The sequence below is a fragment of the Paenibacillus sp. Z3-2 genome, assembly GCF_054161325.1.
This window is the reverse complement of sequence record NZ_CP096397.1, coordinates 4,697,875-4,724,781: the sequence shown is the minus strand read 5'-3', so window position 1 is coordinate 4,724,781 and position 26,907 is coordinate 4,697,875. Positions and strand designations below refer to the sequence as shown.

Below are 26,907 nucleotides of genomic sequence, written 5' to 3'. Positions count from 1 at the left end.
TGAGCGGGCAAATGCCCGCTGCTTGTAATTCTGTTCAGCGTGTATGTTTATCTGAGATTTGCGCTGTTATTGCCACGCTTCATCCTTCAACACTTTGGCTTGTTCAGCCCGACGTTTATCAATATTTTGCAGAATCTGATCCGGTGTCATTGCGCCAGCGAACATGCCTGACAGGTCCTTGCCGATATCCATCCATTGTGGATCAATGTATTTCACAGCGGCCTGCATGACCGTACCTTTTTCATGATTTTTCTCATAATCAATATAATCCTGTGTCAGCTTTGGTTCGATTTCTGGCCAGCAGATTGTTAGGTTTCCTTCACCTTCATCAAACACACGTTGCAGATGATCATGCTCGGTGATCCAACGGAAGAATTTCAGCACTTCTTCGGGGTGTTTGCTGTTTTTGTTGCCGAACATGGCAGCCGAACCGCCCGGGTTCACCCCTATCGTCTGATTGTCTCCCCAAGGCATGACGAAGAATCCCATATTGTCTTCCATCGCCGGATACGCTTCGGAAACTTCTTTTTCAGTACCTGGCACCCGCAGCAGCATAGCCGCTTTCTCCTGACCAAACGCTTCAATTCCCGCTTCTACCGTATTGGACAAGAAGTCTTTGCCGAAATAACCGAGATCCGCAAATTCCTTCAACTGCTCAATGACCGTCTTGAGCTGTGTCATATCGGCCACTTTCATCTCATTATTGTTCAGTTTCTCGTACGTTCCCGCTGTCGTTTGCTCATAGTTAGGTCCCGTTTCGAACAAAGGCAGAACCTGATACCATCCACTGGCCGGTGCCTGATAGAACGGAATGATATCTTTATCCTTGATTTTCTGGCTGATTGCCTTGAATTCCGCATAGGATGTAGGAGGCTCGATGCCAAGCTCTGCGAATATACGTTTGTTATAGTACACATACCAGATTTTCGATGGGGCAAAAGAAACCCCGTACACTTTGTCATTGTGGCTGACGGTTGGCAAAATCTCTTCCGACATCCGACTTGTGAATTCCTCATTAGTCAGATCGATGGCATTTTCCTCTGGTCTTACGTTGGCCGGCATGCTCAGTGGGTCCACATCCACATTGAAAATGTCAGGTGCTTCGCCAGAGGCCAGCTTCACCTTGACCAGGTCACGCCACTGTGCGTCAGGTACGACTTGAAAGTCGATTTTGACCCCTGTCTCCTGCTCATATTCCTTGGCCATCGTCTGCATGATGCCTGTACGTGGAATACCTGATTGGCTCGTTCCAAACGTGAGGGTCACCTTGCCCGAACCTTCCGCATTTTTCCCTGAGTTGCACCCGGCAAGTAGCAGGGTGGAGAGCAGGAGCACACTTGCAAGCGAAAATAGAAATCGTTTTCTCATTATTGAACCTCCCGGAATATAAAGAAAATTGTCACTTGCCTAAACGCTTAATGTAAGCGTATTCTTATGTGGATAACTTTACTGCGAACAAGGGATATGCTCAATAGACAAAAGCGTTCTGTTGGGTGGACATTTTCGATGGATGTAACAGATATGATCATAGGACGAGGTGTGTGGGGATTGAGGTATCGATTTGGAACGCTTCAGCAAAGCCTGTTTGCCTATTACTCTGCGGTATTTATTATCTTTTCTCTCATTGTGGCAGGGCTTCTGTACGTATTTCTTGCGAGTGACATTCGTCATCGAAGTGAAGAGCAGCAGAAGCAACTGGGAGTATCGATTGTCGGCAATCTGGATCAGGAAGTGGTGAAAATGAATAACTTCTCCATGAATATCGTGTACTCCAATCTGGTGAAGGAACACTTCAGTCATTATTTGGCACCAGCGGAGGACAGTGAGCGGACAATGACGAGTGATCCGGCACTGTACAAAGATACAACCACACTGATTGACGTCATTCTGGCGATCATCAGCAGCTCCAATACAGCCAAGCAGGCCAATATCTATGACGTGAACGGCAAGATGTTGGGAGCGGGTGCATTCAACGGTCAACTGTCGGTGGATCTGACTCAGCGACCGTGGTACAAGGAAACATGGGAGCGGAGTGGCTGGCGGGTAATCCGTCTGTTAGAGGGGGGAGCTTTGCCCATGCCAACAGGCGAGGGGAAAGCGGATCAACCCTACATTTCACTTACCCGGGTATACAAAGATGGCAATTATGTCAGCCAGGGTGTAGTTGAGATTTTGCAGGATGCCGGAACTCTGTTCCAGCATTTGAATGATTTGCAGGCGAGTAACGACGATCTTCGCATCTATGTGATGGATGAACAAAATACACGGTTATATCCACTTTCTTCGGGTGCCGATGCTTCCCAAGCAGGCCATTTCGACGATGTGGATTTGATTCAAAATCGTACATTTCCGCCCGATACCATGCAGGAAGTGACTGATCCTCTGAATCATTCCAAGCAAATGATGACCTACATGACTTCACAGGAGACGGGATGGACCGTTGTTGTCATGCAGTCCAAGCAGTCCCTTTTTACCAACTTGAACCGGATGGCTGTGATGTTTATCGGTGCCACGTTAGCTACCCTGATGCTGATCTTGATCCTCTCATATCTCATATCGAAACGGGTCACTTTGCCACTACATCGCTTGCAGCGCATTATTCAGAAAACGGGTGAAAACGATCTGGTATCGGGTCAGGATTCAGGCCAATTGTTCAAGCTGGAGCATCCCGGTTCCATCCGGGAGATGGATGAGCTGAATGATACGTTTATCCGGTTGAATCAGCAGCTTGTACAGTCCTTTCAGGACAGGCTGGCGATGAAATCTCAGGAGACAGAAGCGAGATTACTGGCGTTGCAATCCCAAATGAACCCGCATTTTCTCTATAACAACATCACAAATATTAGCATCATGGCGGAAGAAGGCATGAATAAACAGATTGTCGCATTCTGCGGAAATATTGCGTCCATGCTCCGTTATATCTCTACTCCGGGCAAGAATGGCGTTCCACTGTCCCAGGAATTGGATTATTGTGAGCGGTATCTGGAGTGTATGAAGATTCGGTTTGAAGATGACCTGTACTATGAGTTCCATATTCCGGCTGAAATGCAACATATTCAGGTTCCAATGTTAATGGTACAACCACTACTCGAAAATGCCATGAAATATGGACTGAGTGATACGCCCCCTTGGAAACTGGTCATTACTGGAGAGTTGGATACGGTAGAGGAGACCTGGCAGATCTACGTTGAAGACAATGGGCCTGGCATGGAACCTGAGGCACTTGCCAAAATCCTGCATTATATCGAACAGTCACAGGAGTGGGAGCGTATGCCTGAGCTTGAGATTAACGGGATGGGACTCAAGAACATCTGGGTCCGCTTGAAATTGTGGTATGGCACGGCAGCTCGGATGCAGATTACGAACAAGTCTTCCGGCGGTGTCCAGATTACAATAGGTGGTTCCATTCGAAAGGAGCATGACTGAACCCGTGACGAACAAATACAGAACGATTATTGTGGAGGACGAGGCCTTGATTCGCCGTAATGTCTCGCGCAAATTCAGAGAGCTCGACAGCCGGTTCGAAGTGATTGGTGAAGCGAGGAACGGTCAGGAAGCTTTACAATTGATCGAACATTCCGTACCTGATCTGGTCGTAACCGATATTCAGATGCCGGTGATGAACGGATTGGAACTGGCCAAATATCTGTATTTTGCCTATCCGCATGTGAAGATTGTGATCCTGAGTGGTTATCATGAATTTGAATATGCACGGCAGGCGATCAGTTACAAAGTGGAGGATTATCTGCTCAAACCATTGTCCGAAGAACAGCTTCGTACACTGCTGGATGCGATGGAACTGAAGCTCGGGAGCGCTACGGATTCGCTTGCCCATGTCAGTGCTGTGCTGGATGAGCAGGTGAAGCCAGAGGATATTGCCGAGGCCGTTAAGCTGTATCTGAAGCAGAATTACATGCATGAGATTACACTCCAGGATATGGCGGGGCAGATGCATTTTAGTGTGGACTATGTGGGGAAGTGCTTCAAGAAGGTGACGGGGGAGACTCCGCTGAAATATATGACAGGCTTGCGAATCAATGAAGCGAAACGCATGCTCGTTACACACGAGAATATGGATATCAAGACGATCGGCGGAGCGGTAGGGTATAGTGATTCCCATTATTTCAGCCGGATTTTCAAAAACAAAACGGGGATGTATCCTAGTGAGTATCGATTGAGCTTACAGCAACGAAAAAAAGCCCTGTCCGTGGATGATGGGGATCCAGATGACCTGAGCTAATTTATTGAAGTAAAGCTTCTTCAGTTATTTTGCGAATATCAAACGGGGATCGAATACCTTCTTCGATGATATCAGGCAGGATATGATTGAGGAAATAACGGACACAGTGGAGATCAATGTTTTTGATCTTGACGAGCGCGTAACGGTACATGACGATGAACTCTTTCTCCGTGTTACCCCGTTGCAGTTCCGCAAAAGCTTCGTACACTTGATCCATCTTGTCTGCAACTTCGAGAATCAGTCCTTCGATCGATTGGTCTTTGCCTTCACGCAGTTGTCTGCGGAAAATTTCTTTGAACTCTTCCGGGATATTCTCATTAATAAAATGTTCAACCATACCTTCTTCCACCTGCTGAAGCATGGAACGAAGTTCAAGTGAATAATGTTTGACCGGGGTCTTGATATCACCGATGAAGATTTCGCCATAGTCATGACTGCTGGTAATCTCGTATAACTTTTTCCAATCAATGCTTACGCCTTGCTGTTCTTCAATATCGGCCAACGTTTTGGCGTACTGAACCACTTTCCAGGAATGGGCGGATACACAATGTTCTTCGAACTTGAATTTGCCAGGGGTCCGAATAATGCGTTCAAGATCATTCAGTGATCTGAAGTACGTATGAATTCCCATAAGAAGAGATCATCCTTTACAAGTTAGGTGGGCGTATACATTGACTATACTTCAGTTATATTAACCACGGATTAACGATGTATGCATTGAATGTAAAATGAAGCCAGAAAGCCACGATGGATGACTGAACGTGAGTTCGTCATCCATCGTGGCTTCATCTGTGCAAATGTTATGCTACCTAACGTAGATAAGTGCAGTTGGGTCAACGATCATGCTTTTTTTCGCACCGGCGAAGTGTACCAGTACGCCATTCCGACAAAGAGGGCACCACCGATGATATTACCAAGTGTCACCGGAATCATGTTGTGGAACCAGCCTGCCATAGTGATCGTATCCGGGTGGTTCGGCAGCAGCCAGGATAAAGACAGCAATGTCATATTGGCAACACTGTGTTCATAGCCACTTGCGATAAATGCATACAGACACCACCAGATAAGAACAAGTTTGGCAATATCCTCTTTGGAGCGAGCGGCCATCCAGATCGCCAGACAGACGAGCCAGTTACATAGAATGCCGCGGAAGAACAACTCAGATACGGGAGCGGCCATTTTTTTGGCAGAGACGACAAACAGCAGATGGTCCGGCGTAGCCGTCTTGAACAGGCCGCTACCGACAATAAGCAAACTTAGCAGGATGGCACCGAGCAGGTTACCGATAAAGACGAGCCCCCAGTTCTTCAACGTATCGTTAACTGTGGTTCGGCCAGCCAGCGTACTCATGGTGAAGAACATATTGTTACCTGTAAACAGTTCCGATCCGGCAAAGATGACCAGTGTGAGCGCGAGTCCGAAGGACATGCCCATCAACATGGTTTGCAGTGGTGACTGCGCCGCAAGGAGCGGAGCACCAATACTGAAGATCAGAACGATGCCAAGTCCTACATAGGCACCAGCCATCAAGGCAGCAACCATGTAACGTGGCAGGCTTGCATTCATTTGATCGCGTTTTTTAACCGCAGCTTCAATAATTCCCTCAACACTTGGTGTATACATCACGGTTTCCCCCATTATTTTGCATCAATCTTTGAATGTTTCAATGGAGCTATATTGCAATCCAGACCTGGCCGTTCTCTACTTTCACTGGATACATCTGTACTTGACCGTTGTCCGGTGCTTGGACAATACCGGTAGTCAGGTCGATTTTCCAATCATACAGTGGATCGTACAGATAATGTCCGGACACGATACCTTCAGCCAGCGGCCCCCCCTTAGGGTGGGGGTTGTGATTATCCGCAGCGAAGATGGTGCCATCCGATGCCAGAAAGACAGCAAGCTGATGATCCTTAATTTCAACTACTCTTCCGATGCGCGGTAGGAAGTCTTCAACTACTCCGGCAGGGAAGTAGGTGCCTGATTGTTTTGTCGTCATCTTGAACCACTCCTTTTATCTATTTAACATTGATCCCGATTCATCTTGCCAACTTGCTTATGGACGAGCTGACACTTCGATGCCGTAGAACATTTTACTTTGGCCTTCTTCATTGCGAATCGCTTTTTGCCAAGGTTCTTCAACATGCTCAAGTGCAAACTCAATCCGCTCCATCAAAGCTTTTCGTTCTTCGAGGTTATCCACGACAACCGAGCGAATATGTTCCAGACCCATGCGTTCCACCCATTCGGAAGTCCGTTCCAGATAGTTACCTGTCTCGCGGTAATATTGCATGATGGCTCCGCACAGTTCGATTAACTCTTCATCCGTTTTTACTTTGCATAGGGAATCAGCAAGTCTTGCTTTAATACCGCCGTTGCCGCCGATAAAGATTTCCCAGCCCCCGTCGTTACCAACGATACCGATATCTTTTGTACATGCTTCGGCACAGTTCCGCGGACATCCGTTGACGGCATATTTAAACTTGGCTGGCAGATCTAGACGTTCGAATTTGCGTTCGATTCTGGCGCCCATAGCCATGGAATCCTGTGTACCGAATCGGCAGAATTGGGAGCCGACACATGTTTTGACCGTGCGCAGCGATTTGGCGTATGCATAACCTGAAGGCATATCCAGTTCAGCCCAGACTTTAGTCAGATCTTCTTTTTTGACACCAATCAAGTCGAGACGCTGACCGCCAGTCACTTTGACTGCTTTAACATCATATTTGACGGAAACGTCAGCGATGCGTTTGAGGTCTGCCGGTGTAGTCACCCCGCCATACATCCGAGGTACAACCGTATAAGTTCCATCTTTTTGAATATTCGCGTTCATGCGTTCGTTAACAAAACGGGATTCCTTCTCATCTTCGTGCGTATCCGGTGCAATCATGCCAAGGTAATAGTTGATTGCCGGGCGACATTTGGAACAACCTTCTGGCTGACTCCATCCAAGTACATTCATGACCTCTTTGGTCGTTTGCAATCCTTTTTGACGGATCTCGGCTACAATCTCATCCCGTCCCATAGATGTACATCCGCAAATGCCCTGTTTGGCTCCCGTACTGAAGTTGTCTCCAAGTACATATTGCAAAATCTGTTCCACAACCGGTTTACATCCACCGCAAGAGCGGGTTGCACCGGTACAGGCTTTGATTTCATCTACAGTGGTCAGGCCCTGATTTGTAATTACATCGACAATAGTTCCTTTAGTCACCCCGTTACATCCGCAGACGATCTCGTCCTCGGGCATCGTTTCAACAGAGGTTGCTTTCTTATGACCGCCGCAGCCTGTGCCCATGAGTGAACCGTACAATTCCTCGGTCATTTCGGTTTGATTTTTGATCAGCTTTTGCAATTCGGCAGAATCCGTAATGTCACCGAAGAGCACGGCACCAACCATTTTATTGTCACGAAGCAGAATTTTTTTGTAAGTCCGTTTCCAGTCATCTTTGTGCGAAATGACGGTGTGTTCCGGACTGTCGATGAATTCACCGGTTGAAAAGACGTCCACACCGGAAATTTTCAATTTCGTTGATACAACAGAACCTTCATAAGGAGCCGTCTCAACCCCGCAGATATGTTTCGCCAGAATCATGCCTTGTTCGAACAATGGGGCAACGAGGCCGTAACATACCCCGCGATGCTCTGTACATTCCCCGACCGAGTACACATTCTCAAGTGAAGTCTGCATATAGTCATTTACGACAATGCCCCGATTCACTTCCATACCGCTTTCACGGGCTACAACTGTATTGGGTTTAATCCCTACAGCCATGACAACAAAATCAACATTCAGTACGGAATTATCAGCAAAACGAATCCCTTCAACCCGTTCGCCGCCCAGCAATTCGGAAGTCTGCGCACCCATCTTGAACCGGATACCCTGACGTTCCAATTCAGCTTTCAACATGGCTGAAGCTTGCGGATCGAGCTGACGTTCCATCAGATCTTGCATCAAATGCACTACGGTAACTTCCATGCCGAGCTGTACCAACCCTTTGGCAGCTTCAAGGCCAAGCAATCCGCCCCCGATAACGGCCGCTCGTTTATACTGTTTAGCAGCTTCCAGCATGACATTGCAATCGGCGATATCACGGAAACCGACGACACCTTCTTTGTCATGTCCAGGTACGGGGAGAATAAAGGAGTTAGAGCCAGTCGCAATGATGGTTTTGTCATAAGGGAAGCGAGTTCCATCCTCCGTCACGACCTCATGGGTATCCGAATCAATGCGGGTTACGGTTGTTCCTGTATGGAGGGTAATACCATAATCCTGATACCAGTGGAGATCATTCAACACGATGTCATCCAGTGTTTTGCTTCCTTCCAATACATAGGACAACATAATGCGATTGTAGTTAGGGTAGGGCTCTTTGCCAAAAACGGTAATATCAAATCGCGAAGTTAATTTCAAAATTTGTTCTACAGTACTGATTCCTGCCATTCCGTTACCAATGATAACGAGTTTCTCTTTTTTTCCGTTCATGTGTGTATGCCTCCTTGGATAGACGCTGTACATTACCAACAATTTTAGTGGTTTATATTTGAAATTATACAAGTAGTTGACGATAGTTTATGTGATTTAATTCACTAATAACGATAGAAGAGTCATAAATATAATGATGTGAGCCCCATCACAGAAAGTGATATTTATTTTCATACAAATAAGGAAATACGAACTATTGTTCTTGTTTTGGTTTCGTTGTACTATCAAAAGTGGGCTATGTATGTTCCCTATTTCTTCGAAAGGAAGTTTTTGCACCATGATGGGAAGATCCCACCTGATGATCGGGACAGGCGTATCACTTTCTGTACTTCAGTTGGCTGGTATGCCGGTAACTGCACCGGCAGTTACAGTTGCTCTGATTGGTTCCTTATTGCCTGACATCGATGAGCCGAATTCGCTGCTGGTATCGAGAGCATTGCCTAATAGCCTGATCAGGCTGTTACAGACCATTCTTTTGCCGACAGCTGTATTTGTGTACTTTTATGTTCATGCCAAACCGTGGAACCTGTTGCTTGCGATCCTCATTGCACTTGTGTCATTTCTACCCTCGCGTTCACTACGCAAAGTGCTGATGTTTGCGATTGGACTAGGGCTCGTTTTCTATGGTCACTCATTCGCGCCATGGAATCTGATTGCAGGCAGTCTGTTAATGCTCTGCACCACCCTAACTCACAGGGGGCTGACACATACCCTATATGGAACCGCAATATGGGCTGGCTTACTTTACAGCACGACCCAGCAGCAGGGACCGGAGATTTGGGTAGCGGGAGGTACGGCATATGCGATGCACTTGTTGGCTGATTCTTTGACCAATCGGGGCATCCGTCCGTTACCACCGCTCAAGTGGCGCATACGAGCCAATCTGATGAGTACAGGAACCAAGCGTGGAGCCGTTGTAGAGAATGTCTGCATTGTGCTTACCCTTATTTTGGCCTGGATTGCATTCTCACCGCTATTTTTATAGCCACCAAAAACGCCAGCCCGCATATTGTGGACTGGCGTTTATAGTTACGCATTTCATAATGAATGGAGCGTAATACGTACGCCAATTCAGGATTGAGAAGGTGAATCGGTTAGATCGTCAATATCGGAAGAACCAAATACAAATAAAACAACAAGAATGACAATGATCAATAGTTCAGCGAACCCATTTCCGTCAAAGTCAGACATCACTTCAACCTCATTTCTTGGCCTTAAAAATTGATTCTCTGTTGGAAAGCCCGTATAACATCATTCAACGTCATATCCCCACCAATCTCATCCAGGAATTGCACCAGTTTGTCTTGATTTGACGGTGTAATATTTTGTAACGTTTTATATTGTCCGACCAGTTCAACGACCAAAGTGGCTTCTCGAAACAATGTGACCGCATCCACTCTTAACTTCCCGCTTACCAGTAATGCTGCAACGATAAGTTCCAGATTTCTCCCTTTAAGGTTGCTATTGAGAAGGGTGTTGGCGGCATTTGTTTTTTTAGAACCTTTATTTGATTTTCCATTCCTTCTCACTGCCATAAACAGGTCCCCCACTGCTTGGTGTTTGAATCATCTACCGTTATTGTATCTTATGTGTAATTCCCTACACTTGCCACTCCGATGACAGAATAACCTTTCTGTGTAAATGTGTTCAACTGATATCGTTGTGAACATAAAAAAGAGACCTCCCGATATAGTTAGGAGGTCTCTTATCAACTGTTACGCGTTATTAATGATGGTATTCATCGTTGTCCGATCCAGACCTTTCACCAGCTTCACAATCAGCTCCTTGGCTGCATCATAGTCGTCTGTGTGAATGATGGAGGAAGAGGTGTGAATATAACGGGCACAGATACCAATTACCGTTGAAGGTACACCGATTCCACTCAGGTGAACTTGACCTGCATCGGTACCGCCTGGCGAGATGAAATACTGCATTTTGATCTGATTGGATGAAGCCGTGTCTTGCACATACTCCACCATTCCGCGATGGGTGAACATACCCGGATCAAAAATACGAAGTAATGCCCCTTGTCCGATATGTCCAAATGACTGTTTATCACCTGTCATATCATTCGCGGCGCTACAGTCGAGTGCGAAGAAGATATCCGGTTGAATCAGATTGGCAGCTGTACGTGCACCGCGAAGCCCCAGTTCTTCCTGAACCGTTGCACCAGCATAGAGCGTATTAGGCAGTTTTTCCTTGTGCAGCGCTTCAACCAGTTCAAGGGCAAGTCCAACGCCATAACGATTATCCCACGCTTTAGCCATAATTTTCTTCGGATTGGCCATGGGTGTGAATTCACAGATCGGCACGATCTGCATCCCAGGATGAATGCCCCAGGATTCTGCTTCGGCCCGGTTGTCCGCTCCAATATCGAGATACATGGTGTTCAGATCTACAGGTTTGCTCCGTTGGGATTCGTCGAGCAAGTGCGTAGGTGTAGAACCAACAACCCCGATAATTCGGCGATCAGGTGTGATAATTTCAAGTCGTTGAGACAGTACAGCCTGACTCCACCATCCACCGAGTGGACGGAATTTGACCATACCCGTTTCCGTAATGCCCGTAGTCATGAAACCTACTTCGTCAAAGTGTCCGGCTACCATAACTTTAGGGCCGGATTCCTCCCCGCGTAATACACCAAAAAGACTCCCAAGACGATCCTGTACGAATTCATCGGTATAAGCGGAAAGTTGCTCTTTCATCCAGCCCCGAAGCTCACGTTCAAAACCGGATGCAGAAGGGAACTCCGTTAACGTGCGGAACATATCCATCGTTTTTTCATTCATGTGTCAACAACTCCTCTGTTGGTATGTATTTCAGGTCACAGTAGAACGGCTACCCGCCTGTTGTCCTCTAAGATGTAGTTCAAAAAGTCCACTTTTGATTACGAATCATGCCTAGCAGCATGATCAGCATCGAATATGAAATTCAGCCGAAATGTCCGTTGCTCACGTAGTTTTCCTACGCTCCGCTACTCCATTTCTAGCTTCATCCCATCTTCTCGGTACTGAAAATCAGACTTTTTGAACATGTCCTTTAAGATGCTGAGGACTTGTTATTTAACCACTGGTCACATTACAGTATGAACCTTGCGCAAGTGATTGTCCATGTTTATGTCACGTATTTAAGGCATAATTTGGGCCCGTATCGTGCCTTAGTTTTATCATTCTATCCGCTGTCGTCGCAATCCTGTCGCCGCTTGAGTGAATATGAATATACGGAGGAAAGGTCAGCATTTTTTGAAGTTCTTCATGCTTCATATTCGCTTGTTAGTACACAGGAAAGGAGCCGGGATATCAGATGAAGCCTCCGGAAGAGGGCACTGAAAAAGTGCTGTTTATCGTTCTTTTTATCTTGCTCGTGATCGTTCTTCTTTATTTATAGGACGTAATCAAATAACTCTGGAGATCCGGCATAATCGAATCTTGCTTCCACGGCTTGATCCTGTTGGAAACATATGCTGTCTGTCGCCGGATACATAACCTACCGATCATTAACAAACAATGTATAGAGGATTACACACATAGGCATTCATCAGCCGCAGCTGTTGATTCATTCACATAAAGGAGGTCTTGTATTTTGCCAGCTCAATCTGCATCCGGAAGCTCAAAAAAATCATCGTCTCTGTCCATGGATGAAAAGGAGTACAAGAAAGTCGCGAAAAAACATGAGCCGCCTCGGCCGATCCTGAAAAACTGCCTCAAGGCATTTCTGGTTGGTGGAACCGTCTGTTTGATCGGACAGGCCATTCAGGAGGCTTTTATGGCTGGCTTCGACATGACATCGAAGGAAGCATCCAGTCCAACGGTTGCTGTCATGATCCTTATAGCGGTTATTCTGACCTGTCTGGGCGTTTACGATAAAATGGCTCAATGGGCAGGAGCGGGTACCGCTGTGCCGGTTACCGGATTTGCCAATTCCATGTGCTCTGCCGCACTGGAACATCGTGCTGAAGGACTGGTGCTCGGTGTAGGGGCCAACATGTTCAAGCTTGCTGGTTCCGTTATCGTGTTCGGTGTCGTGGCAGCATTTGTCGTGGGCATTGTTTACGCCTTTTTAGGATTCGGAGGTGGGCACTTATGAAACGATTGGGTCGCCAGACGTGGCAGTTTGAGAATCGTCCGCGGATCATCGGTAAAGCTGCAGTCGTAGGACCAGAAGAAGGCGAGGGTCCATTGTCATCTGATTTCGATTATGTCTATGACAACCTCGAGATCGGCGAGAAGACGTGGGAAAAGGGAGAACGCAAACTGCTCGAACAGGCCTCCCAACTGGCTTTGGTTAATGCAAATATCACCAAGGAAGAGCTTCACTTTTTTGTTGGTGGAGATCTGATGAATCAGATTATCAGCAGTTCCTTTTCAGCACGAAAACTGGGAGCACCTTATCTGGGTGTCTTTGGTGCTTGCTCCACATCCATGGAAACATTAGCTTTGGCCTCCATGATTGTTGACTCGGGAGCTGGAGATTATGTCCTTGCAGGAACGGTGAGCCACAACTGTACGGTGGAGAAACAATTTCGGTATCCGACGGAGTATGGCTCCCAAAAGCCGCCTTATGCGCAATATACCGTCACAGGATCAGGGTGTGGTGTGGTCTCCCGTACGGGTGACGGTCCCGTTGTTACCAAAGCCACTATTGGACGAATTATGGATTTGGGCATCAAAGATCCCTTTAATATGGGTTCAGCCATGGCTCCAGCAGCAGCCGACACTATAATCTCTCATTTCAGGGATACGGGATTGGAGCCCGGCTATTATGATCTCATTGTGACCGGGGACCTGGCTTCCGTCGGTCTGCCGATTACGAAAGAACTCCTACAAAAAGAAGGCATTCCCATGGAACAGACGGTTTTTAATGACTGCGGCCTGATGATCTATGATCGGGAGAAACAACCTTATGTTGTTGCCGGGGGAAGTGGCTGCGGATGTTCTGCCACCGTAACCTATGGTCATATTTTGAACCGAATGCAGAAGGGTGATCTTAAGCGGGTGCTCGTCGTTGCTACCGGGGCACTGTTGTCTCCAATTTCGTACCAGCAGGGTGAAAGTATTCCCTGTATTGCTCATGCCGTAGCCATAGAAAAGGAGGGATAAAGGTAATGCAGTTCTTGTGGGCATTTATTGTTGGCGGTTTGATCTGTGTTGTCGGACAGCTTCTAATGGATGGGGTTAAACTGACGCCAGCTCATACCATGAGTACACTTGTTGTAACAGGTGCGCTTGCGGATGCATTTGGCCTGTATGACCCCTTGGTTAAATTTGCAGGTGCGGGTGCTACCATCCCCATCACAAGTTTCGGTAATTCCTTGGTGCACGGGGCATTGACGGAGCTGGAAAAAGAGGGATGGCTGGGTGTGATTACAGGGATTTTCGATCTGACTGCGGCGGGGATTTCGTCAGCGATCATCTTTTCTTTTCTCGCGGCATTGGTGGTTAGACCAAAAGGCTAACATAGAATGGGGAAATCTACTTGAACATATTGCGATTCAGAAGAGGCTTCGGATAACTCTATCCGAGCCTTTTTGTCGTATTCATGCGTGAACTGCGGTGAATCTGACGGGTTGGAAACAAATTGTGAGTTCCTTCGAGTGTACTCGTGACCCCGGATCATGTACAATAAAAGGAAATCTGTATGCTTTTTTAGGAGGTTAGACCACATGCCTGTGCGCAAAGAGTCGATCCAAATCATATCCGCAGTTCGTTCGAATCTGGAATCCTGCATTATGGGGAAATCCTTTGAAATTCAACTTTTACTTACAGCTTTGCTTGCAGGCGGGCACGTTCTGATTGAAGACGTACCAGGAACTGGCAAAACGCAGTTGATCAAGGCATTATCGAAATCCATGCGCGGAGAGTATCGACGCATTCAATGTAATCCTGATATTTTACCAAGTGATATTACGGGTGTATCTGTGTTCCATCCGAAGGATGAGCGTTTTTATTTCCGTCCAGGCCCCGTCATGACCAACATCTTGCTTGCTGATGAGATTAACCGGGCAACAACGAAAACCCAGTCAGCTCTGCTCGAAGTCATGGAGGAGCGCAGTGTAACCGTTGATGGCGATACGTATGATCTGCCACACCCGTTCATGCTCTGTGCAACTCAGAATCCGATTGATTTTGAAGGTACGTACACATTGCCGGAAGCGCAACTTGACCGGTTTATGTTGAAAATAAGTCTCGGTTATCCCGATAAAGAAATTGAGAAAACCCTGCTGAAGACGCATCAGTTGGGCCAGCCTGTAGATCGGCTTGAATCCGTAACCCATATGGATCAGATCTCGGCAATCCAACAGGAGATCAAGGAAGTCTTTATCGGTGATCCTGTCATGGACTACCTGCTGGATGTTGTTCGTCAAACCCGCTCCCACCCATCTGTATTGCTGGGTGCCAGCCCACGGGCAGCCATATCCTTTATGATGGCCGTGAAGGCCTTTGCTTTCTTGCAAGAACGTGATTATGTGCTTCCGGATGATGTGAAGACGATGGCCCCTTATGTGATCTCTCATCGTATTGTGCTCCGTCCCGAATCGAGATTGGACAGTATGAGTTCCGAGGCCGTTCTGAATGCCGTACTTCAGCAGGTTCGCGTGCCCGTCTCCATGGGGCAATAGTTCATGAAGCCGCTTTTGAGTACAGTGAACAGAGGACTGCGCCACCCACGCGTATGGAGCATCGCAATGGTGTGGATGTGCTGTCTGGCTTATGTTTTGTTTCAGGGCGGGAAGACATCCCTCATGTTGCTGTCGATGGTGACCCTGCTCTGTGTGTATCTTGCCATTGCCGGATTTAGCGGAGTGAGACGTGCTCAAGGAGTGCGAAAGCTATCCTCTGGCCCGGACCACGAAGGATTATTGCATGCAGGTGATCAGGTTCAAGTACAGCTGAGTCTGACTATTCCGGGATTCCTCCCGCTTCCTTATGTTGTAGTACGTGAAATGCTGCACCGGCATAACGGGGAATCCTGGTCGTTCAAGGAAAGTTTGATTCCCAATATGCGAGGAAATGGCGAGTTGTCTTTCCAGACACCACCACTTGAGCGGGGCAAGTATTTTTTTTCAGAAACAGAATGCGCCAGCGAGGACATATTTGGATTGATTGAACATCGAGGAAAGTTTAAGGCCAAAGGTGAGTTTCGAGTACTGCCAAGAACGGTATTTATTCCATATTGGCAGCTATACGACCGCAAATCACGGTTATCCGGTCCTCAGACGGCTCTAACCCGCTCGCGAAGAGAGACGACCCAGATTAATGGTGTGCGTGACTACGTATACGGAGATCGACTTTCCCGCATTCACTGGAATGCAACGGCGAAGACAGGGAACTGGAAGTCCAAGGAGTTCGAGCATGAGTCGGTACCCAAAACCATTCTGGTTCTCGATGGGCTAGCATCAAGTTATGAACATGGGGATGCATTTGAGATTGCCGTGTCCACAGCTGCCTCTCTGCTGGAGTATGGTGCCAGAGAACGAATGGGAATGGGCTTGTTGACATTGTCAGACGAGACATCCTTCATGGCCCCCAGTGAAAGTCTGTTGGAACGGCAGAAGATGATACATCATCTGGTGGATATTCAACATAACGGGCAGGATACGCAGCTGTTGCCTGGCGTGGAAAGAATCGCACGTCAACTGCCTCAGGGAGCTTACTTTGTCGTGATTTCTCCCCAGAAGGATGAGAAAATATTAGAACTGTTGCGCTGGGCCGATACGCGGGGCATGACTCCATGTCATATTCTGATCGATACCAGTGAATCCCGCCGGAGTGCCCAGTGGAATGCCATGTTGCGTGGAAGAGGCACGAGGTCATTCACTGTTTCTCATTTGCAGGAGCTTCCAACGGTGATGGGGGGAGGTTCTGTATGAGTACAAAAGGAACTGAAAGTGTTACAGGCAAACGATCCTGGTATCATGCAGCATCATTGCTCTGGATTTTCCTCATTGGAATGCAGTGGATTTCATTTACACAGGAATCGTGGTATACAGAAACGACTTCTCTGGTGTTATGGACACTTGCAGCGGTCTGTGTGCTGGAGGTCATTCTGCCCTTCAAAACGATATTTCGCACGATCATCAAGGCGGTTGTCGTCGGTTACATTTTGCATAAAACACTAATTGATTATATGGTATACATCCCTTATGGCTCTTTAACGGATCGAGCGGAGCAATTTATATTGCATATGACGCCGTACATCTGGTTCTCCCTGTGTGCATGGGTGATGCTTGAAGTTGCCCTTCGCCTCGTGACCACCACACGTCGCATTCTTGTTTTTCTGGGTGTCAACATCATTTCGATGGGGATTCTCGATTCTTTCACCCAGATCCCACTTTGGATTGAAATCGCGTGGGTGATGTTTGCAGGGATGGGATGGCTCGTATGTCAGCATTTCCGCAATTATCAGCTACAGTATCCACAAGGTTGGAAGCGAATCATCCGTCATCCTTATAAAGTCCTGGCCAATATTGCCATTATCTTTTCTTTAATTATTGTGGCCAGCGTCAATATGCCGGAGATTCCACCCACCTTGACAGACCCATATACGGCGTGGCGTAACTATACTGGTACGTCCACAAGTCAGGCTGGTAACGGCAACCTTGATATTCCGGCGGCTACCGAATCGGGATACAGCAGGGAAGACAATCAGCTTGGTGGAGGGTTCAACTTCGACTATACTCCTGTCATGTCTGTCACCACCAATGAGCGTAGTTACTGGCGCGGTGAGACACGTGCAGAGTATACAGGTACAGGCTGGGATGACCGGGGACGGGGTGCGACAGAGAATGTTGAAGCAGGACAGCCTCTGGAGAATGATGAATCCGGAAACGTGAATACCAAACAAGTAACCCAGAATGTAACGATGCTGAATGATAATGTTTATCCGATTCTCTTTGGTGCGTATTCGATCGCTGAAGTGAGTTCGATTAACGGTGAGGACAGAGCAGAACGTATGTTGTGGAATGCTGAACAGGCTGAACTGCATGTGGTGACAGACCGTCAGCAACCACAGTATCCCAAGACGTACACCATCGTATCGGAAGCTCCTGTGATTGTGGAGGATGAGCTGCGTACAAAGTCTTTTGAAGATCTGTACAACAGTAATCCGGCAGACGATATGTACTTGCAGTTACCATCCCGTTTCCCTGACCGGGTGTCAGATTTGGCAACTGAAATAACGGCATCTGCGAATACCCCGTATGAAAAAGTAGCATTACTGCAAAACTATTTACAAACCAATTTTGAATACACGAACAATCCGGATTTATCTCGAAAAGTAAGCAGCGACTTTGTGGAAGGCTTCCTGTTTGACATTATGGAAGGCTACTGTGACTATTTCTCCACTGCGCTGGTAATGATGGCGCGCTCGGAGGGCATCCCTGCAAGGTGGGTTAAAGGTTATGCGCCTGGACAATTGTCCCTGAATTCGGACATGCAGGCTCCACGTCAACCTGGCGCGGAGATTGAGACGACTTACACCGTTACGAATGCAGATGCACACTCTTGGGCAGAGGTCTACTTTGGTGAGTATGGCTGGATTCCTGTTGAAGCAACGCCGGGCTTTGATATGCCTTTGCTCACGGAACAACCTGATGTACAGCCTGTAGATGAGCCTGAAGAACAGCCAGAAGAGGAGCCGGTACAAGAGGAAGAGCAGACTCCTGCACCAGAGCAGGCCTCGTCCACCATCCCGACTTTTGTCATCTGGGCTGCAGGAGCCATCATCGTATTGTGGATAGCATATATGTTCTGGCGTAATCGCTTCTCCTTACGATTCCTCCTGCTTCGTTTACGGACAGGTGGACCGCTCACCCCTGAACAGAAGGTGGTGGCAGAGACCGAGCGTTGGATACAATATGTGAAACGCAAAGGTCTGACCCGGAGCGGAGACGAGACACTTCGTGAATCGGTAAACCGCTGGAGCCAGGCCAAACCAGCTGCAGAAGCTACATTGCATGAGCTTCTCATGAAGTTTGAACAGACTCGCTACAGTCCGGCTTCCGTAACTGCCGACGACTGGAAGGGTGTCTATCAGACAGCCTTGAAGCTGCGGAAGGAACTGAAAGCGGAACGGGCATAGTTGCAGCCCGTCCCGTTTTTCCTTTTTTCCTACGCCATCAGGCGCTGTATGCATTTTCAGGAAAGACGGATTTGTGATATAGTGTGTCGTATGAAACTGAGGTGACTTCTTTGTTTAAAATGTTAATGCCCAAGCTGCGTGTAGACACGGTTTTTGACATTAATCTGGAAGAGCTGTACGCTCAAGGCTACCGTGGAATTATAACTGATCTGGATAACACACTCGTTGGAGCCAAAGCCCCTGACGCTACGCCCGAACTGATTGAATGGTTTGCACGTGTGAAAGAGGCAGGTTTCAAGCTGATGATTGTGTCCAATAACAATTTGAATCGTGTATCCCTGTTTGCTACCCCGCTGGATATCCAGTTTGTGCATAGTGCACGCAAACCATCGAATGTACCGTTTCGTAAAGCAATGAAAATGATGGAGTTATCTCCTGAAAAAACGATTGTAGTAGGCGATCAGATGCTTACGGATGTCTATGGAGGGAACCGAATGGGGCTATATACCGTTCTGGTACTGCCAATCTCCATTGGGGACGAAGGCTTCATGACCCGCTTCAATCGACGCGTGGAACGAATTGCTCTAACGAGTTTACGCAGGAAAGGCTTATGGCTTGAGGAGGAAAAGAAGAAATGACAGAACCGCATAACGGCAACCTTGCCGTAAGGTGCAGCGGATGCGGCGTGCATCTGCAAACAGAAAATTCGGAATTACCAGGGTTTATCCCCGAGAAGGCACTGGATCGTGAACCGGTTATATGCCAGCGCTGTTTCCGTATCAAAAACTACAATGAGTCATCATCCGTTACGGTGGATCAGGACGAATTCCTGGCTCTGCTTAGCAAAATCGGGGATAAGGATGCACTTGTCATCCATATCGTTGATTTGTTTGACTTTGATGGCAGTATTATCTCCGGTCTGCAACGTTTTGTAGGTAACAATCCGGTCTTGCTTGCTGTGAACAAAACGGACTTGCTTCCGAAAGTAACTAACTGGAACAAGGTTCGGAATTGGGTACAAAAGCAAGCCAAAGAACAAGGTTTGCGTACAGTGGATGTAGTCTTGTGCAGTGCGAAGCAAAATCAGGGATTCGACCGACTGCTTGAGTTAGTTGGAACCTATCGCGAAGATCGTGATGTGTACGTGGTTGGCGGTACCAATGTGGGCAAATCCACACTGATTAACCGTCTGATCCGTGATTACAGCGATCTGGAGCAGGAACTGACCACATCCCGTTATCCGGGAACGACTCTGGATATGGTGAACATTCCGCTGGATGATGGGAAATATATTATTGATACGCCTGGGATCGTGTATCCATGGCGTTTCAGCGAGATTGTTTCCCGTAAGGATCTCGCTGCCATCATGCCTGAAAAACCGCTTAAACCGGCTGTTTATCAGTTGAACTCTGGTCAGACGCTGTTCTTTGGCGGCATGGCTCGATTTGACTTTGTTGAAGGAGATCGCCAATCGTTCACTTGTTTCATCAGCACTGCGCTTGATATTCACCGGACGAAGCTGGAGCGTGCAGATGACCTGTACCGCGACCACTTGGGGGAATTGTTATCTCCGCCAACCCGTGAAGATGCAGCAGAGATGGCTGAATGGACAAGACATGAATTCCGTATCAAACGCGGCAGTCAATCGGATGTATTTATCTCTGGTCTGGGCTGGATTAAGGTGAATGGCGATATTGGAGCACTTGTTGCTGTGCATGCTCCAAAAGGTATTCGTGTACAGATCCGCCCATCCTTAATCTAATGTAATCTCAGAACCTGTACATCAGAGCGGATCGGAGGCGGACCTATGTTTGAGGAAAAAAAGTTCGACCCTTCACTTCCCGTGTTGCTTGGCGTTATGGGTAATCCTATTGCTCATTCCAAATCACCGGCAATGCACAATGCGGCCCTGCAGGCTGCTGGAGTGAATGGAATGTATATGCCACTGCATGTTCATCCGGATCAACTGGAAGCAGCAGTTCGGGGAATTGTGGCATTGGGCTATTGTGGTGTCAATGTCACCATCCCGCACAAAGAGCAGGTGATGCAGTACCTGGATGTGATCGATGAAAGTGCTCGCCTGATTGGTGCGGTGAATACCATCGTCAATGAAGGTGGAACACTGACAGGGTACAATACGGATGGTATTGGCTATGTCCGATCCCTGAAGGAAGAGGCTGTGCCGGAGCTTGCGGGCAAACGTATTGCTGTCCTGGGAGCAGGTGGAGCGGCGAGAGGTGTTATATACGCACTTGCATTGGAGAAGCCTGAGCAGATCCATATTCTGAACCGTACAGCGGACAGGGCTATTGCACTTGCTTCGGATTTACGGGGCCATGGCTTGGGAGAAATCTCGGGCGGTGGCATGGAAGACGCTGCGACGGTCTTGGCTACGGCTGATATTGTGATTAACACTACGGCTGCCGGAATGCATCCCCATGTTGATGACGTACCGGTTGATCCTGCACTAATTCGTGAAGGCGCAGCTGTGAGTGATCTGATCTACAATCCGCTGGAAACCCGCTTGCTTCGGGAGTCGCGGTTACGTGGATGCACAGTGCACGGTGGTCTGGGAATGTTTGTATACCAGGGCGCTGTAGCCTTTGAACATTGGCTCGGCATCCCGGCTCCTGTGAAGACGATGAGACGTGCAGTGTTAAAAAGTTTTGAAGTGTAAAAATATAATTGAACGGTCAGGTCCGGATAGTCTTTGAACTGTCAATCAGGGCCTGCTCAATATAAGGAGTATGGAGTATTCATGTTAAACGGTAAACAAAAGCGCTTTTTGCGGTCACAGGCACATCACCTGACCCCTGTATTTCAGATTGGTAAAGGTGGAACAAACGAGCACCTGTTCCGTCACATCGAAGATGCGATTGAGAAGCGCGAATTGATGAAAGTGCAAGTGTTGAACAACAATGACGAGGACAGAAAAGAGATGGCAGAAGAAGTTGCCCGTGAAACGGGAAGCGAGCTTGTACAAGTCATCGGTAACACAATCATCCTGTACAAAGAATCGCGCGATAACAAACAAATCGAACTACCTAGATAAGGGAGCGTGACGCGGGTGAAGATCGGCATCATGGGTGGTACGTTTGATCCGATCCACATGGGACACCTCCTGGCAGCTGAAGCGGCAAGGGATTCGCATGCACTGGATGAGATCTGGTTCATGCCCTCTCATGTTCCACCTCACAAGCGCGGAGCCGGAGCTTCGGGACAGCAACGTCTCGATATGACGGAAGCTGCTGTGAAGGGTGTTCAGCAATATGAGGTGCTCGGCATCGAGATGGAACTTGGCGGAGTGTCTTATACCATCGATACGATGAAGGAACTGTGGCGTCGCCATCCTGAACATGAATTCTATTTCATTATCGGGGCAGATATGGTGAACTATCTTCCCAAATGGGAGCAGATTGAAGAGCTTGCAGAACGCTTAACCTTTATCGGAGTTGGTCGGCCGGGCTTCCAGTTACATCTGGATGATTTACCAGACGAGTTACAGGATCGGGTCCTACTGGCCGAGATGCCCTTGGTTGATATTTCATCGACAGCCGTGCGCAGACGTCTCGCCAAAGGACATTCGGTACGTTTCATGATTCCTGATGAAGTGCACCAATATATTGTAAGGAGCGGTTTATATGGAACTAAGCCGTGAGGAACTGATTCAAGCCGTATCCGGACAAATGCCGGAGAAACGCTGGAAGCATACACTGGGTGTAATGGAATCGGCAGTGATGTTGGCTGAAAAATACGGTGCTGATCCTGTAAAAGCGGATCTGGCAGCGATTTTGCATGATGTGGCGAAGTACTGGCCCGTATCGGAGATGGAAGCGGTCATCCGTGATAATGGATTAAACCAGGAACTTCTGCAGCATGACAAGCAGCTCTGGCATTCCGAAGTCGGTGCTTTTGTAGCCGAGCGTGATTACGGTGTTGAAGATTCCGAAGTTATTCATGCCATCCGGTGGCATACCTCGGGTCGGGTGGGCATGAGCCTGCTGGACAAAGTGGTATGCCTTGCCGATTACATTGAACCGGGACGAGATTTCCCGGGAGTGGATCACATTCGCGAACAGGCTGAGCATAGTCTGGAGGAAGGTTTAATTGCCGGATTCGACTCGACGATCAGCTTGTTGATCTCGCAGCGCCGTGTCATTTATCCTTTGACCATGCTGTCGCGGAATGACTTAATTGCACAATTATAGAGGTTGTTCAAAAAGTCCACTTTTGATTACGAAGGATGCCTAGCGGCATCATCAGCATCGAATATGAAATTCAGCCGAAATGTCCGTTGCTCACGTAGTTATCCTACGCTCCGCTACTCCATTTCTAGCTTTATTCCATCTTCTCGGTACTGAAAACTGATCTTTTTGAACACACAATTATAGATTATGGAGGTTGGTTCATGACAGTATCATCGAAAGAACTTATGAATATGGCGGTTGCTGCCGCTGACGACAAAAAGGCATCCAATATTGTTGCATTGGATTTGATTAATATTTCCCTGGTGGCTGATTATTTTGTTATTTGTCACGGGAATTCCGATACACAGGTACAAGCCATTGCCACTGAAATTCGCAAACAGGCTCATGCAGCCGGAGCGACGATCAAAGGTATCGAAGGTATGGATTCTGCACGTTGGGTACTGATGGACATGGGCGATGTCGTTGTTCATATCTTCCACCGCGACGAGCGTGAATACTACAATATTGAACGTCTATGGTCTGATGCCAAAGTGGTGGAAACCGTATGAGTTTGATTGCTGGAACAGTCGTCTCTTTGCCGGTTTCACGTGAAGTGTCTCCGTTTGGCTTCTTTTTGACGACAGGATCGGAAGATGTACTGCTTCACTACACCGAGTTAACGCGGGATGTTAAGATTGGCGAGACGCTTGAGGTCTTTGTATTCTTTGATACAGAAGACCGTCTGGCCGTAACGATGAAAAAGCCTTATCTTATGCTCGGCGAAATGGCACGACTGGTTGTGGCTGATGTTCACCCACGACTGGGCTGTTTCCTGGAAATGGGACTTGGTCGGCAATTGCTGCTTCCTATTCGTGAACTGCCTGAACTGGAAGAACTGCGCCCTCAAGTAGGGGATGAAGTCTTTGTAATCATGGAACATGACAAGCAAGGACGTCTGCGTGCCAAATTGGCCGGGGAACGTGAGCTTTCACCACTGTCTTTCCATGCTCCAACTTCATGGTTAAACGAGTGGGTTGAAGCGACGGTATACAAGGCACTGCAGATGGGTACTTTTGTACTTGTAGAGGGCGGTGTACTGGGCTTTGGCGCGATTGGTATGATTCATTCATCCGAACGCAGTCATATGCTGCGTCTTGGTGAGAAAGTTAAATGTCGGGTGACACTGGTACGTGAAGACGGACGTGTGAATCTGGCCATGACTCAACTAAAACAAGTTGGACGTAACGAAGATGCAGACAAGCTGCTCGCTTTCATGAAAGAACGCCCTATGGGCGGCATGCCATACTCGGATGCAACTCCGCCGGATATCATCAAGCAGCGCTTTGGCATCAGTAAGTCTGCTTTCAAGCGTGCCTTGGGCAAATTGATGAAAGACGGACTGATCGTGCAAAAGGAAAGCTGGACGTATTTGTCCGAATCTGCACCTGCGGATCAGAATGATTCGAAGTAATTGAAATGGATTAAGTGTATGTCATATTGAACTCGCAGAAGGCAGGGTTAGGCTGGGTAAACACCGGATGCCCCTGTCTTTGCTTTTGTTATATATATTGAACTAAACATTTACGCGAAACGGAGAGGACAGAAAGAACCTGAAGAAGCGGAGCGTTCGCCTTTATCCCCGGATTTACTCCTTTATAAAAGGAATCAAAAAAATCTGGGGATAACAGCGATCGGAAGGTTGTTCTGTCATTGGAGTGTCCAGTGTAAATAATCCTTAGTGCAACTTGTATAGACCAGGATTGAAAAATGAAATTGAAAGTGCGGTGCCTGACATGTCTTACCGGAAATTTGCCTATGTCTATGATGAATTAATGGAAGATATGCCTTATCCGGACTGGATAAGGTTTGCAAGAACAGCCTGGGAACATCATGGAATGCCCAAAAGTGTTGCTGAACTTGGCTGTGGAACGGGCTCGATTACGATCCCGCTCGTGAACTCCGGTTTTGAAGTTACAGGCATTGACCTCTCAGCAGATATGCTGTCGGTTGCGCGCAGTAAGATGGAGGCCACGCCTCAGGGTCATCGCTTGTACCGCGAAGGCAGTGTACGTTGGGTGCAGCAGGATATGCGGGATTGGCGAGTTCCGGAGCCTGTAGACTCCGTTATATCTTTCTGTGATTGCGTCAATTATCTGCTCGAACAAGAAGATGTCGTTCGTACATTCGAGCGCACATATGAGATGCTGAAACCTGGTGGAACGTTCCTGTTTGATGTTCATCATCCCAATACCCTTATTCGTTATGATGAGGAACAGCCTTTTGTGCTGGATGAACGCTCCGTATCGTATATTTGGACCTGTGGATTGGATCAAGATCGATGTGAGATTGAGCATCATCTGAGTATCTTTTCGCGTGTGGATGATGGTAGCAAAGATATGTATCAGCGTTTTGAAGAAGTCCATGTCCAGCGTGCATATCATCCGGACTGGATGAAGCTGGAGTTATCCAAGGCAGGCTTCAGAGACGTAAAGGTATATGCCGATTTTGAATGGGAAGAAGCCGGAGACAGCGCACAGCGCTTGTTCTACGTTGCTGTGAAGTAAGAGCGAATGATGAGAGCTGTCCTTATGGTACATAAGGGCAGTTTTTTTGTTTGATTTTCCATGGAGCATGAATAACAAGCTTCTGTAATAGGCAAAAGGAAATGCGAGGAAGACTTACGAGCGTGACAAAAAGTATTGCCAGTTAAAGTGAAGGAGGCCATAATGGTTGGATAGAAAGCGTTTTCTAACCGAATTAATTGTCAAAGTGAGGTGCAGTAATGGAAAGTACATATAAAACAAGACTCACGCCGGAACAGCTGAATGCCATAATCAAACAACATTTCTCTACAAGTATACAGGATTATAAGGAGATGGTGGATGGCTGGGCCAATCATGCATATCTCATTACCCTAAGTGATACACAGCGGGTGGTACTCAAAATTGCCCCGTCGGCTTCGACCAATCTGATGCGCTGTGAGCAGGACCTCATGATTGCCGAGGTTGAGGCATTACGCCTCATTACGGAATTACAGGATGTTCCCGTACCGCAAGTGCTGGTTTATGATGATTCGTTAACCATTGCTCCAGCGCGTTATTTTATCATGGAGTATATGTCTGGAACACCCTACAATCAGGTCAAGGATCAATACGCGCCGGAAGAGCAGGAAGCTATTGAACAGCAGCTAGGTCGTTATAACCGTCGGATTAATAAGATCAAAGGCGAGAAGTTCGGATATTTCTCGAAGCAAAAACAGCGTTATTCCACTTGGAAAGAAGCATTTATCCATCTGATGGATGACATTCTTACCGATGGGGAAGAAGCTGGTATTACATTTTCGATTGAATACGCTGAATTGAGACGCTTGATTGAAGAAAAATCGGATGTGTTGGACGATGTAAAAGAACCTGTACTTGTCAGTTGGGATCTGTGGGATGGCAATGTTCTGGTAGACGCAGGTCGTATCACAGCTATTATTGATTTTGAACGTTCTCTGTGGGCAGACCCTTTGATGGAGCATTACTTTAGTCATTTTAACTATACTCCCGGATTCGTGAAGGGATACGGACAAACGATTACGACTGAAAGTGAGCTGATAAGAAGAAGTCTATACGACTTGTATTTTGATCTGGTATTACGCATTGAGTGCGCTTATCGCGAATATGATAATCAGGAACATGTGAATTGGGCCATTCATAATCTGGAGGAAGGCATCGAGCGTTTTCGTTTATCCTGAACAGCCACGAGTGTCATTGATCGGTACGAACCGTGTGCCTCAAAAGGTGATTATAACGTGTAATATTGACTTTGGGTTTGCTTTTTTATATAATGTTCCCGATATTGTATACATATTTCGATGATAAGGATCAGTAGTAATTCCTGTACATAACAGAGAGCCGGCGGTTGGTGCA

General features: G+C 47.4%; 26 protein-coding genes and 1 other annotated feature (1 of these 27 only partly in view). Of the genes, 19 read left to right on the top strand and 7 right to left on the bottom strand.

Features of this window, described 5'->3' with window-relative positions; genetic code table 11:
* Window positions 1-66: 66 nt before the first annotated feature.
* Window positions 67-1,368 carry an ABC transporter substrate-binding protein gene (locus M1D71_RS21115; protein WP_458123515.1) on the bottom strand — a complete coding sequence of 434 codons (1,302 nt, stop codon included), beginning with the start codon at window positions 1,366-1,368 and terminating at the stop codon, window positions 67-69.
* A gap of 138 nt (window positions 1,369-1,506) precedes the next feature.
* On the opposite strand from M1D71_RS21115, the gene M1D71_RS21110 reads away from it, so the two are divergent.
* Window positions 1,507-3,426 carry a cache domain-containing sensor histidine kinase gene (locus M1D71_RS21110; RefSeq protein WP_458123514.1) on the top strand — a complete coding sequence of 640 codons (1,920 nt, stop codon included), beginning with the start codon at window positions 1,507-1,509 and terminating at the stop codon, window positions 3,424-3,426.
* Entirely contained in the window at window positions 3,419-4,240 is an 822-nt protein-coding gene (locus M1D71_RS21105; RefSeq protein ID WP_458123513.1) for a response regulator transcription factor, read from the top strand. Before M1D71_RS21110 ends, M1D71_RS21105 begins: the two co-directional genes overlap by 8 nt.
* A 1-nt stretch (window position 4,241) precedes the next feature.
* On the opposite strand, the gene M1D71_RS21100 is transcribed toward M1D71_RS21105, so the two are convergent.
* The 4 genes from M1D71_RS21100 to nirB form a co-directional block, all read right to left on the bottom strand.
* A complete protein-coding gene (locus tag M1D71_RS21100; RefSeq protein ID WP_458123512.1) occupies window positions 4,242-4,871 on the bottom strand; it encodes a YfbR-like 5'-deoxynucleotidase in 630 nt (209 codons plus the stop codon).
* 209 nt (window positions 4,872-5,080) lie between these two features.
* Complete coding sequence (locus M1D71_RS21095; protein WP_458123511.1) at window positions 5,081-5,863, bottom strand: formate/nitrite transporter family protein; 783 nt, start codon at window positions 5,861-5,863, stop codon at window positions 5,081-5,083.
* Between the two features lie 49 nt (window positions 5,864-5,912).
* Complete coding sequence (gene nirD / locus M1D71_RS21090) at window positions 5,913-6,239, bottom strand: nitrite reductase small subunit NirD (protein WP_145323375.1); 327 nt, start codon at window positions 6,237-6,239, stop codon at window positions 5,913-5,915.
* Between the two features lie 57 nt (window positions 6,240-6,296).
* Complete coding sequence (gene nirB, locus M1D71_RS21085; RefSeq protein ID WP_458123510.1) at window positions 6,297-8,726, bottom strand: nitrite reductase large subunit NirB; 2,430 nt, start codon at window positions 8,724-8,726, stop codon at window positions 6,297-6,299.
* 277 nt (window positions 8,727-9,003) lie between these two features.
* On the opposite strand from nirB, the gene M1D71_RS21080 reads away from it, so the two are divergent.
* Entirely contained in the window at window positions 9,004-9,711 is a 708-nt protein-coding gene (locus tag M1D71_RS21080) for a metal-dependent hydrolase (protein WP_458123509.1), read from the top strand.
* 229 nt (window positions 9,712-9,940) lie between these two features.
* On the opposite strand, the gene M1D71_RS21075 is transcribed toward M1D71_RS21080, so the two are convergent.
* On the bottom strand, window positions 9,941-10,261 hold the full coding sequence (locus M1D71_RS21075) for a hypothetical protein (protein WP_458123508.1): 321 nt from the start codon (window positions 10,259-10,261) through the stop codon (window positions 9,941-9,943).
* 180 nt (window positions 10,262-10,441) lie between these two features.
* Window positions 10,442-11,515, bottom strand: a complete 1,074-nt coding sequence (locus M1D71_RS21070) for a M42 family metallopeptidase (RefSeq protein ID WP_336762047.1) — start codon at window positions 11,513-11,515, stop codon at window positions 10,442-10,444.
* 793 nt (window positions 11,516-12,308) lie between these two features.
* On the opposite strand from M1D71_RS21070, the gene spoVAC reads away from it, so the two are divergent.
* From spoVAC to M1D71_RS20990, 16 genes are all read left to right on the top strand, one after another.
* Complete coding sequence (gene spoVAC / locus M1D71_RS21065; RefSeq protein ID WP_458123507.1) at window positions 12,309-12,812, top strand: stage V sporulation protein AC; 504 nt, start codon at window positions 12,309-12,311, stop codon at window positions 12,810-12,812.
* Window positions 12,809-13,825, top strand: coding sequence for a stage V sporulation protein AD (gene spoVAD / locus M1D71_RS21060; RefSeq protein ID WP_336762046.1), 1,017 nt, complete (start codon window positions 12,809-12,811; stop codon window positions 13,823-13,825). The genes spoVAC and spoVAD overlap by 4 nt, the downstream gene beginning before the upstream one ends.
* Before the next feature lie 5 nt (window positions 13,826-13,830).
* Window positions 13,831-14,181, top strand: coding sequence for a stage V sporulation protein AE (gene spoVAE / locus M1D71_RS21055; protein WP_458123506.1), 351 nt, complete (start codon window positions 13,831-13,833; stop codon window positions 14,179-14,181).
* A gap of 207 nt (window positions 14,182-14,388) precedes the next feature.
* A complete protein-coding gene (locus M1D71_RS21050) occupies window positions 14,389-15,345 on the top strand; it encodes an AAA family ATPase (RefSeq protein ID WP_062835567.1) in 957 nt (318 codons plus the stop codon).
* Window positions 15,346-15,348: 3 nt separating this feature from the next.
* Window positions 15,349-16,596, top strand: coding sequence for a DUF58 domain-containing protein (locus tag M1D71_RS21045; protein WP_458123505.1), 1,248 nt, complete (start codon window positions 15,349-15,351; stop codon window positions 16,594-16,596).
* A complete protein-coding gene (locus M1D71_RS21040) occupies window positions 16,593-18,806 on the top strand; it encodes a DUF4129 domain-containing transglutaminase family protein (RefSeq protein WP_458123504.1) in 2,214 nt (737 codons plus the stop codon). The genes M1D71_RS21045 and M1D71_RS21040 overlap by 4 nt, the downstream gene beginning before the upstream one ends.
* Before the next feature lie 110 nt (window positions 18,807-18,916).
* A complete protein-coding gene (locus tag M1D71_RS21035; protein WP_458123503.1) occupies window positions 18,917-19,444 on the top strand; it encodes a YqeG family HAD IIIA-type phosphatase in 528 nt (175 codons plus the stop codon).
* Complete coding sequence (yqeH, locus tag M1D71_RS21030) at window positions 19,441-20,568, top strand: ribosome biogenesis GTPase YqeH (protein WP_017687184.1); 1,128 nt, start codon at window positions 19,441-19,443, stop codon at window positions 20,566-20,568. The genes M1D71_RS21035 and yqeH overlap by 4 nt, the downstream gene beginning before the upstream one ends.
* A 45-nt stretch (window positions 20,569-20,613) precedes the next feature.
* Window positions 20,614-21,483: a shikimate dehydrogenase gene (gene aroE / locus M1D71_RS21025; protein WP_458123502.1), complete on the top strand. Its 870-nt coding sequence runs from the start codon at window positions 20,614-20,616 to the stop codon at window positions 21,481-21,483.
* An 81-nt stretch (window positions 21,484-21,564) separates the two neighbouring features.
* The gene (gene yhbY / locus M1D71_RS21020; RefSeq protein WP_063567269.1) at window positions 21,565-21,858 is read left to right on the top strand and encodes a ribosome assembly RNA-binding protein YhbY; all 294 of its coding nucleotides are present in this window, start codon (window positions 21,565-21,567) and stop codon (window positions 21,856-21,858) included.
* A gap of 15 nt (window positions 21,859-21,873) precedes the next feature.
* The gene (locus M1D71_RS21015) at window positions 21,874-22,464 is read left to right on the top strand and encodes a nicotinate-nucleotide adenylyltransferase (protein ID WP_074095918.1); all 591 of its coding nucleotides are present in this window, start codon (window positions 21,874-21,876) and stop codon (window positions 22,462-22,464) included.
* Window positions 22,448-23,014, top strand: coding sequence for a bis(5'-nucleosyl)-tetraphosphatase (symmetrical) YqeK (gene yqeK, locus M1D71_RS21010; RefSeq protein WP_458123501.1), 567 nt, complete (start codon window positions 22,448-22,450; stop codon window positions 23,012-23,014). Before M1D71_RS21015 ends, yqeK begins: the two co-directional genes overlap by 17 nt.
* A 200-nt stretch (window positions 23,015-23,214) precedes the next feature.
* On the top strand, window positions 23,215-23,562 hold the full coding sequence (rsfS, locus tag M1D71_RS21005) for a ribosome silencing factor (protein ID WP_458123500.1): 348 nt from the start codon (window positions 23,215-23,217) through the stop codon (window positions 23,560-23,562).
* The gene (locus tag M1D71_RS21000) at window positions 23,559-24,464 is read left to right on the top strand and encodes a CvfB family protein (protein ID WP_458123499.1); all 906 of its coding nucleotides are present in this window, start codon (window positions 23,559-23,561) and stop codon (window positions 24,462-24,464) included. Before rsfS ends, M1D71_RS21000 begins: the two co-directional genes overlap by 4 nt.
* Before the next feature lie 322 nt (window positions 24,465-24,786).
* Entirely contained in the window at window positions 24,787-25,557 is a 771-nt protein-coding gene (locus M1D71_RS20995; protein ID WP_458123498.1) for a class I SAM-dependent DNA methyltransferase, read from the top strand.
* 218 nt (window positions 25,558-25,775) lie between these two features.
* Window positions 25,776-26,732 (top strand): phosphotransferase family protein, encoded by a 957-nt coding sequence (locus M1D71_RS20990; protein ID WP_458123497.1) that lies wholly within the window; start codon window positions 25,776-25,778, stop codon window positions 26,730-26,732.
* Window positions 26,733-26,843: 111 nt separating this feature from the next.
* Window positions 26,844-26,907: a binding site (T-box leader), on the top strand; it runs 205 nt beyond the window's last position.

What these genes read in the sequence shown, in the direction of transcription:
- nirB (WP_458123510.1), bottom strand. Translation starts at nt 8,726, where the DNA reads ATGAACGGAAAAAAAGAGAAACTCGTTATCATTGGTAACGGAATGGCA.
- M1D71_RS21110 (WP_458123514.1), top strand. Translation starts at nt 1,507, where the DNA reads ATGGATGTAACAGATATGATCATAGGACGAGGTGTGTGGGGATTGAGG.
- M1D71_RS21000 (WP_458123499.1), top strand. Translation starts at nt 23,559, where the DNA reads ATGAGTTTGATTGCTGGAACAGTCGTCTCTTTGCCGGTTTCACGTGAA.
- yqeH (WP_017687184.1), top strand. Translation starts at nt 19,441, where the DNA reads ATGACAGAACCGCATAACGGCAACCTTGCCGTAAGGTGCAGCGGATGC.
- spoVAD (WP_336762046.1), top strand. Translation starts at nt 12,809, where the DNA reads ATGAAACGATTGGGTCGCCAGACGTGGCAGTTTGAGAATCGTCCGCGG.
- M1D71_RS20995 (WP_458123498.1), top strand. Translation starts at nt 24,787, where the DNA reads ATGTCTTACCGGAAATTTGCCTATGTCTATGATGAATTAATGGAAGAT.
- M1D71_RS21075 (WP_458123508.1), bottom strand. Translation starts at nt 10,261, where the DNA reads ATGGCAGTGAGAAGGAATGGAAAATCAAATAAAGGTTCTAAAAAAACA.
- spoVAE (WP_458123506.1), top strand. Translation starts at nt 13,831, where the DNA reads ATGCAGTTCTTGTGGGCATTTATTGTTGGCGGTTTGATCTGTGTTGTC.
- M1D71_RS20990 (WP_458123497.1), top strand. Translation starts at nt 25,776, where the DNA reads ATGGAAAGTACATATAAAACAAGACTCACGCCGGAACAGCTGAATGCC.
- M1D71_RS21045 (WP_458123505.1), top strand. Translation starts at nt 15,349, where the DNA reads ATGAAGCCGCTTTTGAGTACAGTGAACAGAGGACTGCGCCACCCACGC.
- rsfS (WP_458123500.1), top strand. Translation starts at nt 23,215, where the DNA reads ATGACAGTATCATCGAAAGAACTTATGAATATGGCGGTTGCTGCCGCT.
- M1D71_RS21080 (WP_458123509.1), top strand. Translation starts at nt 9,004, where the DNA reads ATGATGGGAAGATCCCACCTGATGATCGGGACAGGCGTATCACTTTCT.
- M1D71_RS21070 (WP_336762047.1), bottom strand. Translation starts at nt 11,515, where the DNA reads ATGAATGAAAAAACGATGGATATGTTCCGCACGTTAACGGAGTTCCCT.
- M1D71_RS21100 (WP_458123512.1), bottom strand. Translation starts at nt 4,871, where the DNA reads ATGGGAATTCATACGTACTTCAGATCACTGAATGATCTTGAACGCATT.
- M1D71_RS21040 (WP_458123504.1), top strand. Translation starts at nt 16,593, where the DNA reads ATGAGTACAAAAGGAACTGAAAGTGTTACAGGCAAACGATCCTGGTAT.
- M1D71_RS21050 (WP_062835567.1), top strand. Translation starts at nt 14,389, where the DNA reads ATGCCTGTGCGCAAAGAGTCGATCCAAATCATATCCGCAGTTCGTTCG.
- yhbY (WP_063567269.1), top strand. Translation starts at nt 21,565, where the DNA reads ATGTTAAACGGTAAACAAAAGCGCTTTTTGCGGTCACAGGCACATCAC.
- nirD (WP_145323375.1), bottom strand. Translation starts at nt 6,239, where the DNA reads ATGACGACAAAACAATCAGGCACCTACTTCCCTGCCGGAGTAGTTGAA.
- M1D71_RS21115 (WP_458123515.1), bottom strand. Translation starts at nt 1,368, where the DNA reads ATGAGAAAACGATTTCTATTTTCGCTTGCAAGTGTGCTCCTGCTCTCC.
- M1D71_RS21095 (WP_458123511.1), bottom strand. Translation starts at nt 5,863, where the DNA reads ATGTATACACCAAGTGTTGAGGGAATTATTGAAGCTGCGGTTAAAAAA.
- M1D71_RS21105 (WP_458123513.1), top strand. Translation starts at nt 3,419, where the DNA reads ATGACTGAACCCGTGACGAACAAATACAGAACGATTATTGTGGAGGAC.
- aroE (WP_458123502.1), top strand. Translation starts at nt 20,614, where the DNA reads ATGTTTGAGGAAAAAAAGTTCGACCCTTCACTTCCCGTGTTGCTTGGC.
- yqeK (WP_458123501.1), top strand. Translation starts at nt 22,448, where the DNA reads ATGGAACTAAGCCGTGAGGAACTGATTCAAGCCGTATCCGGACAAATG.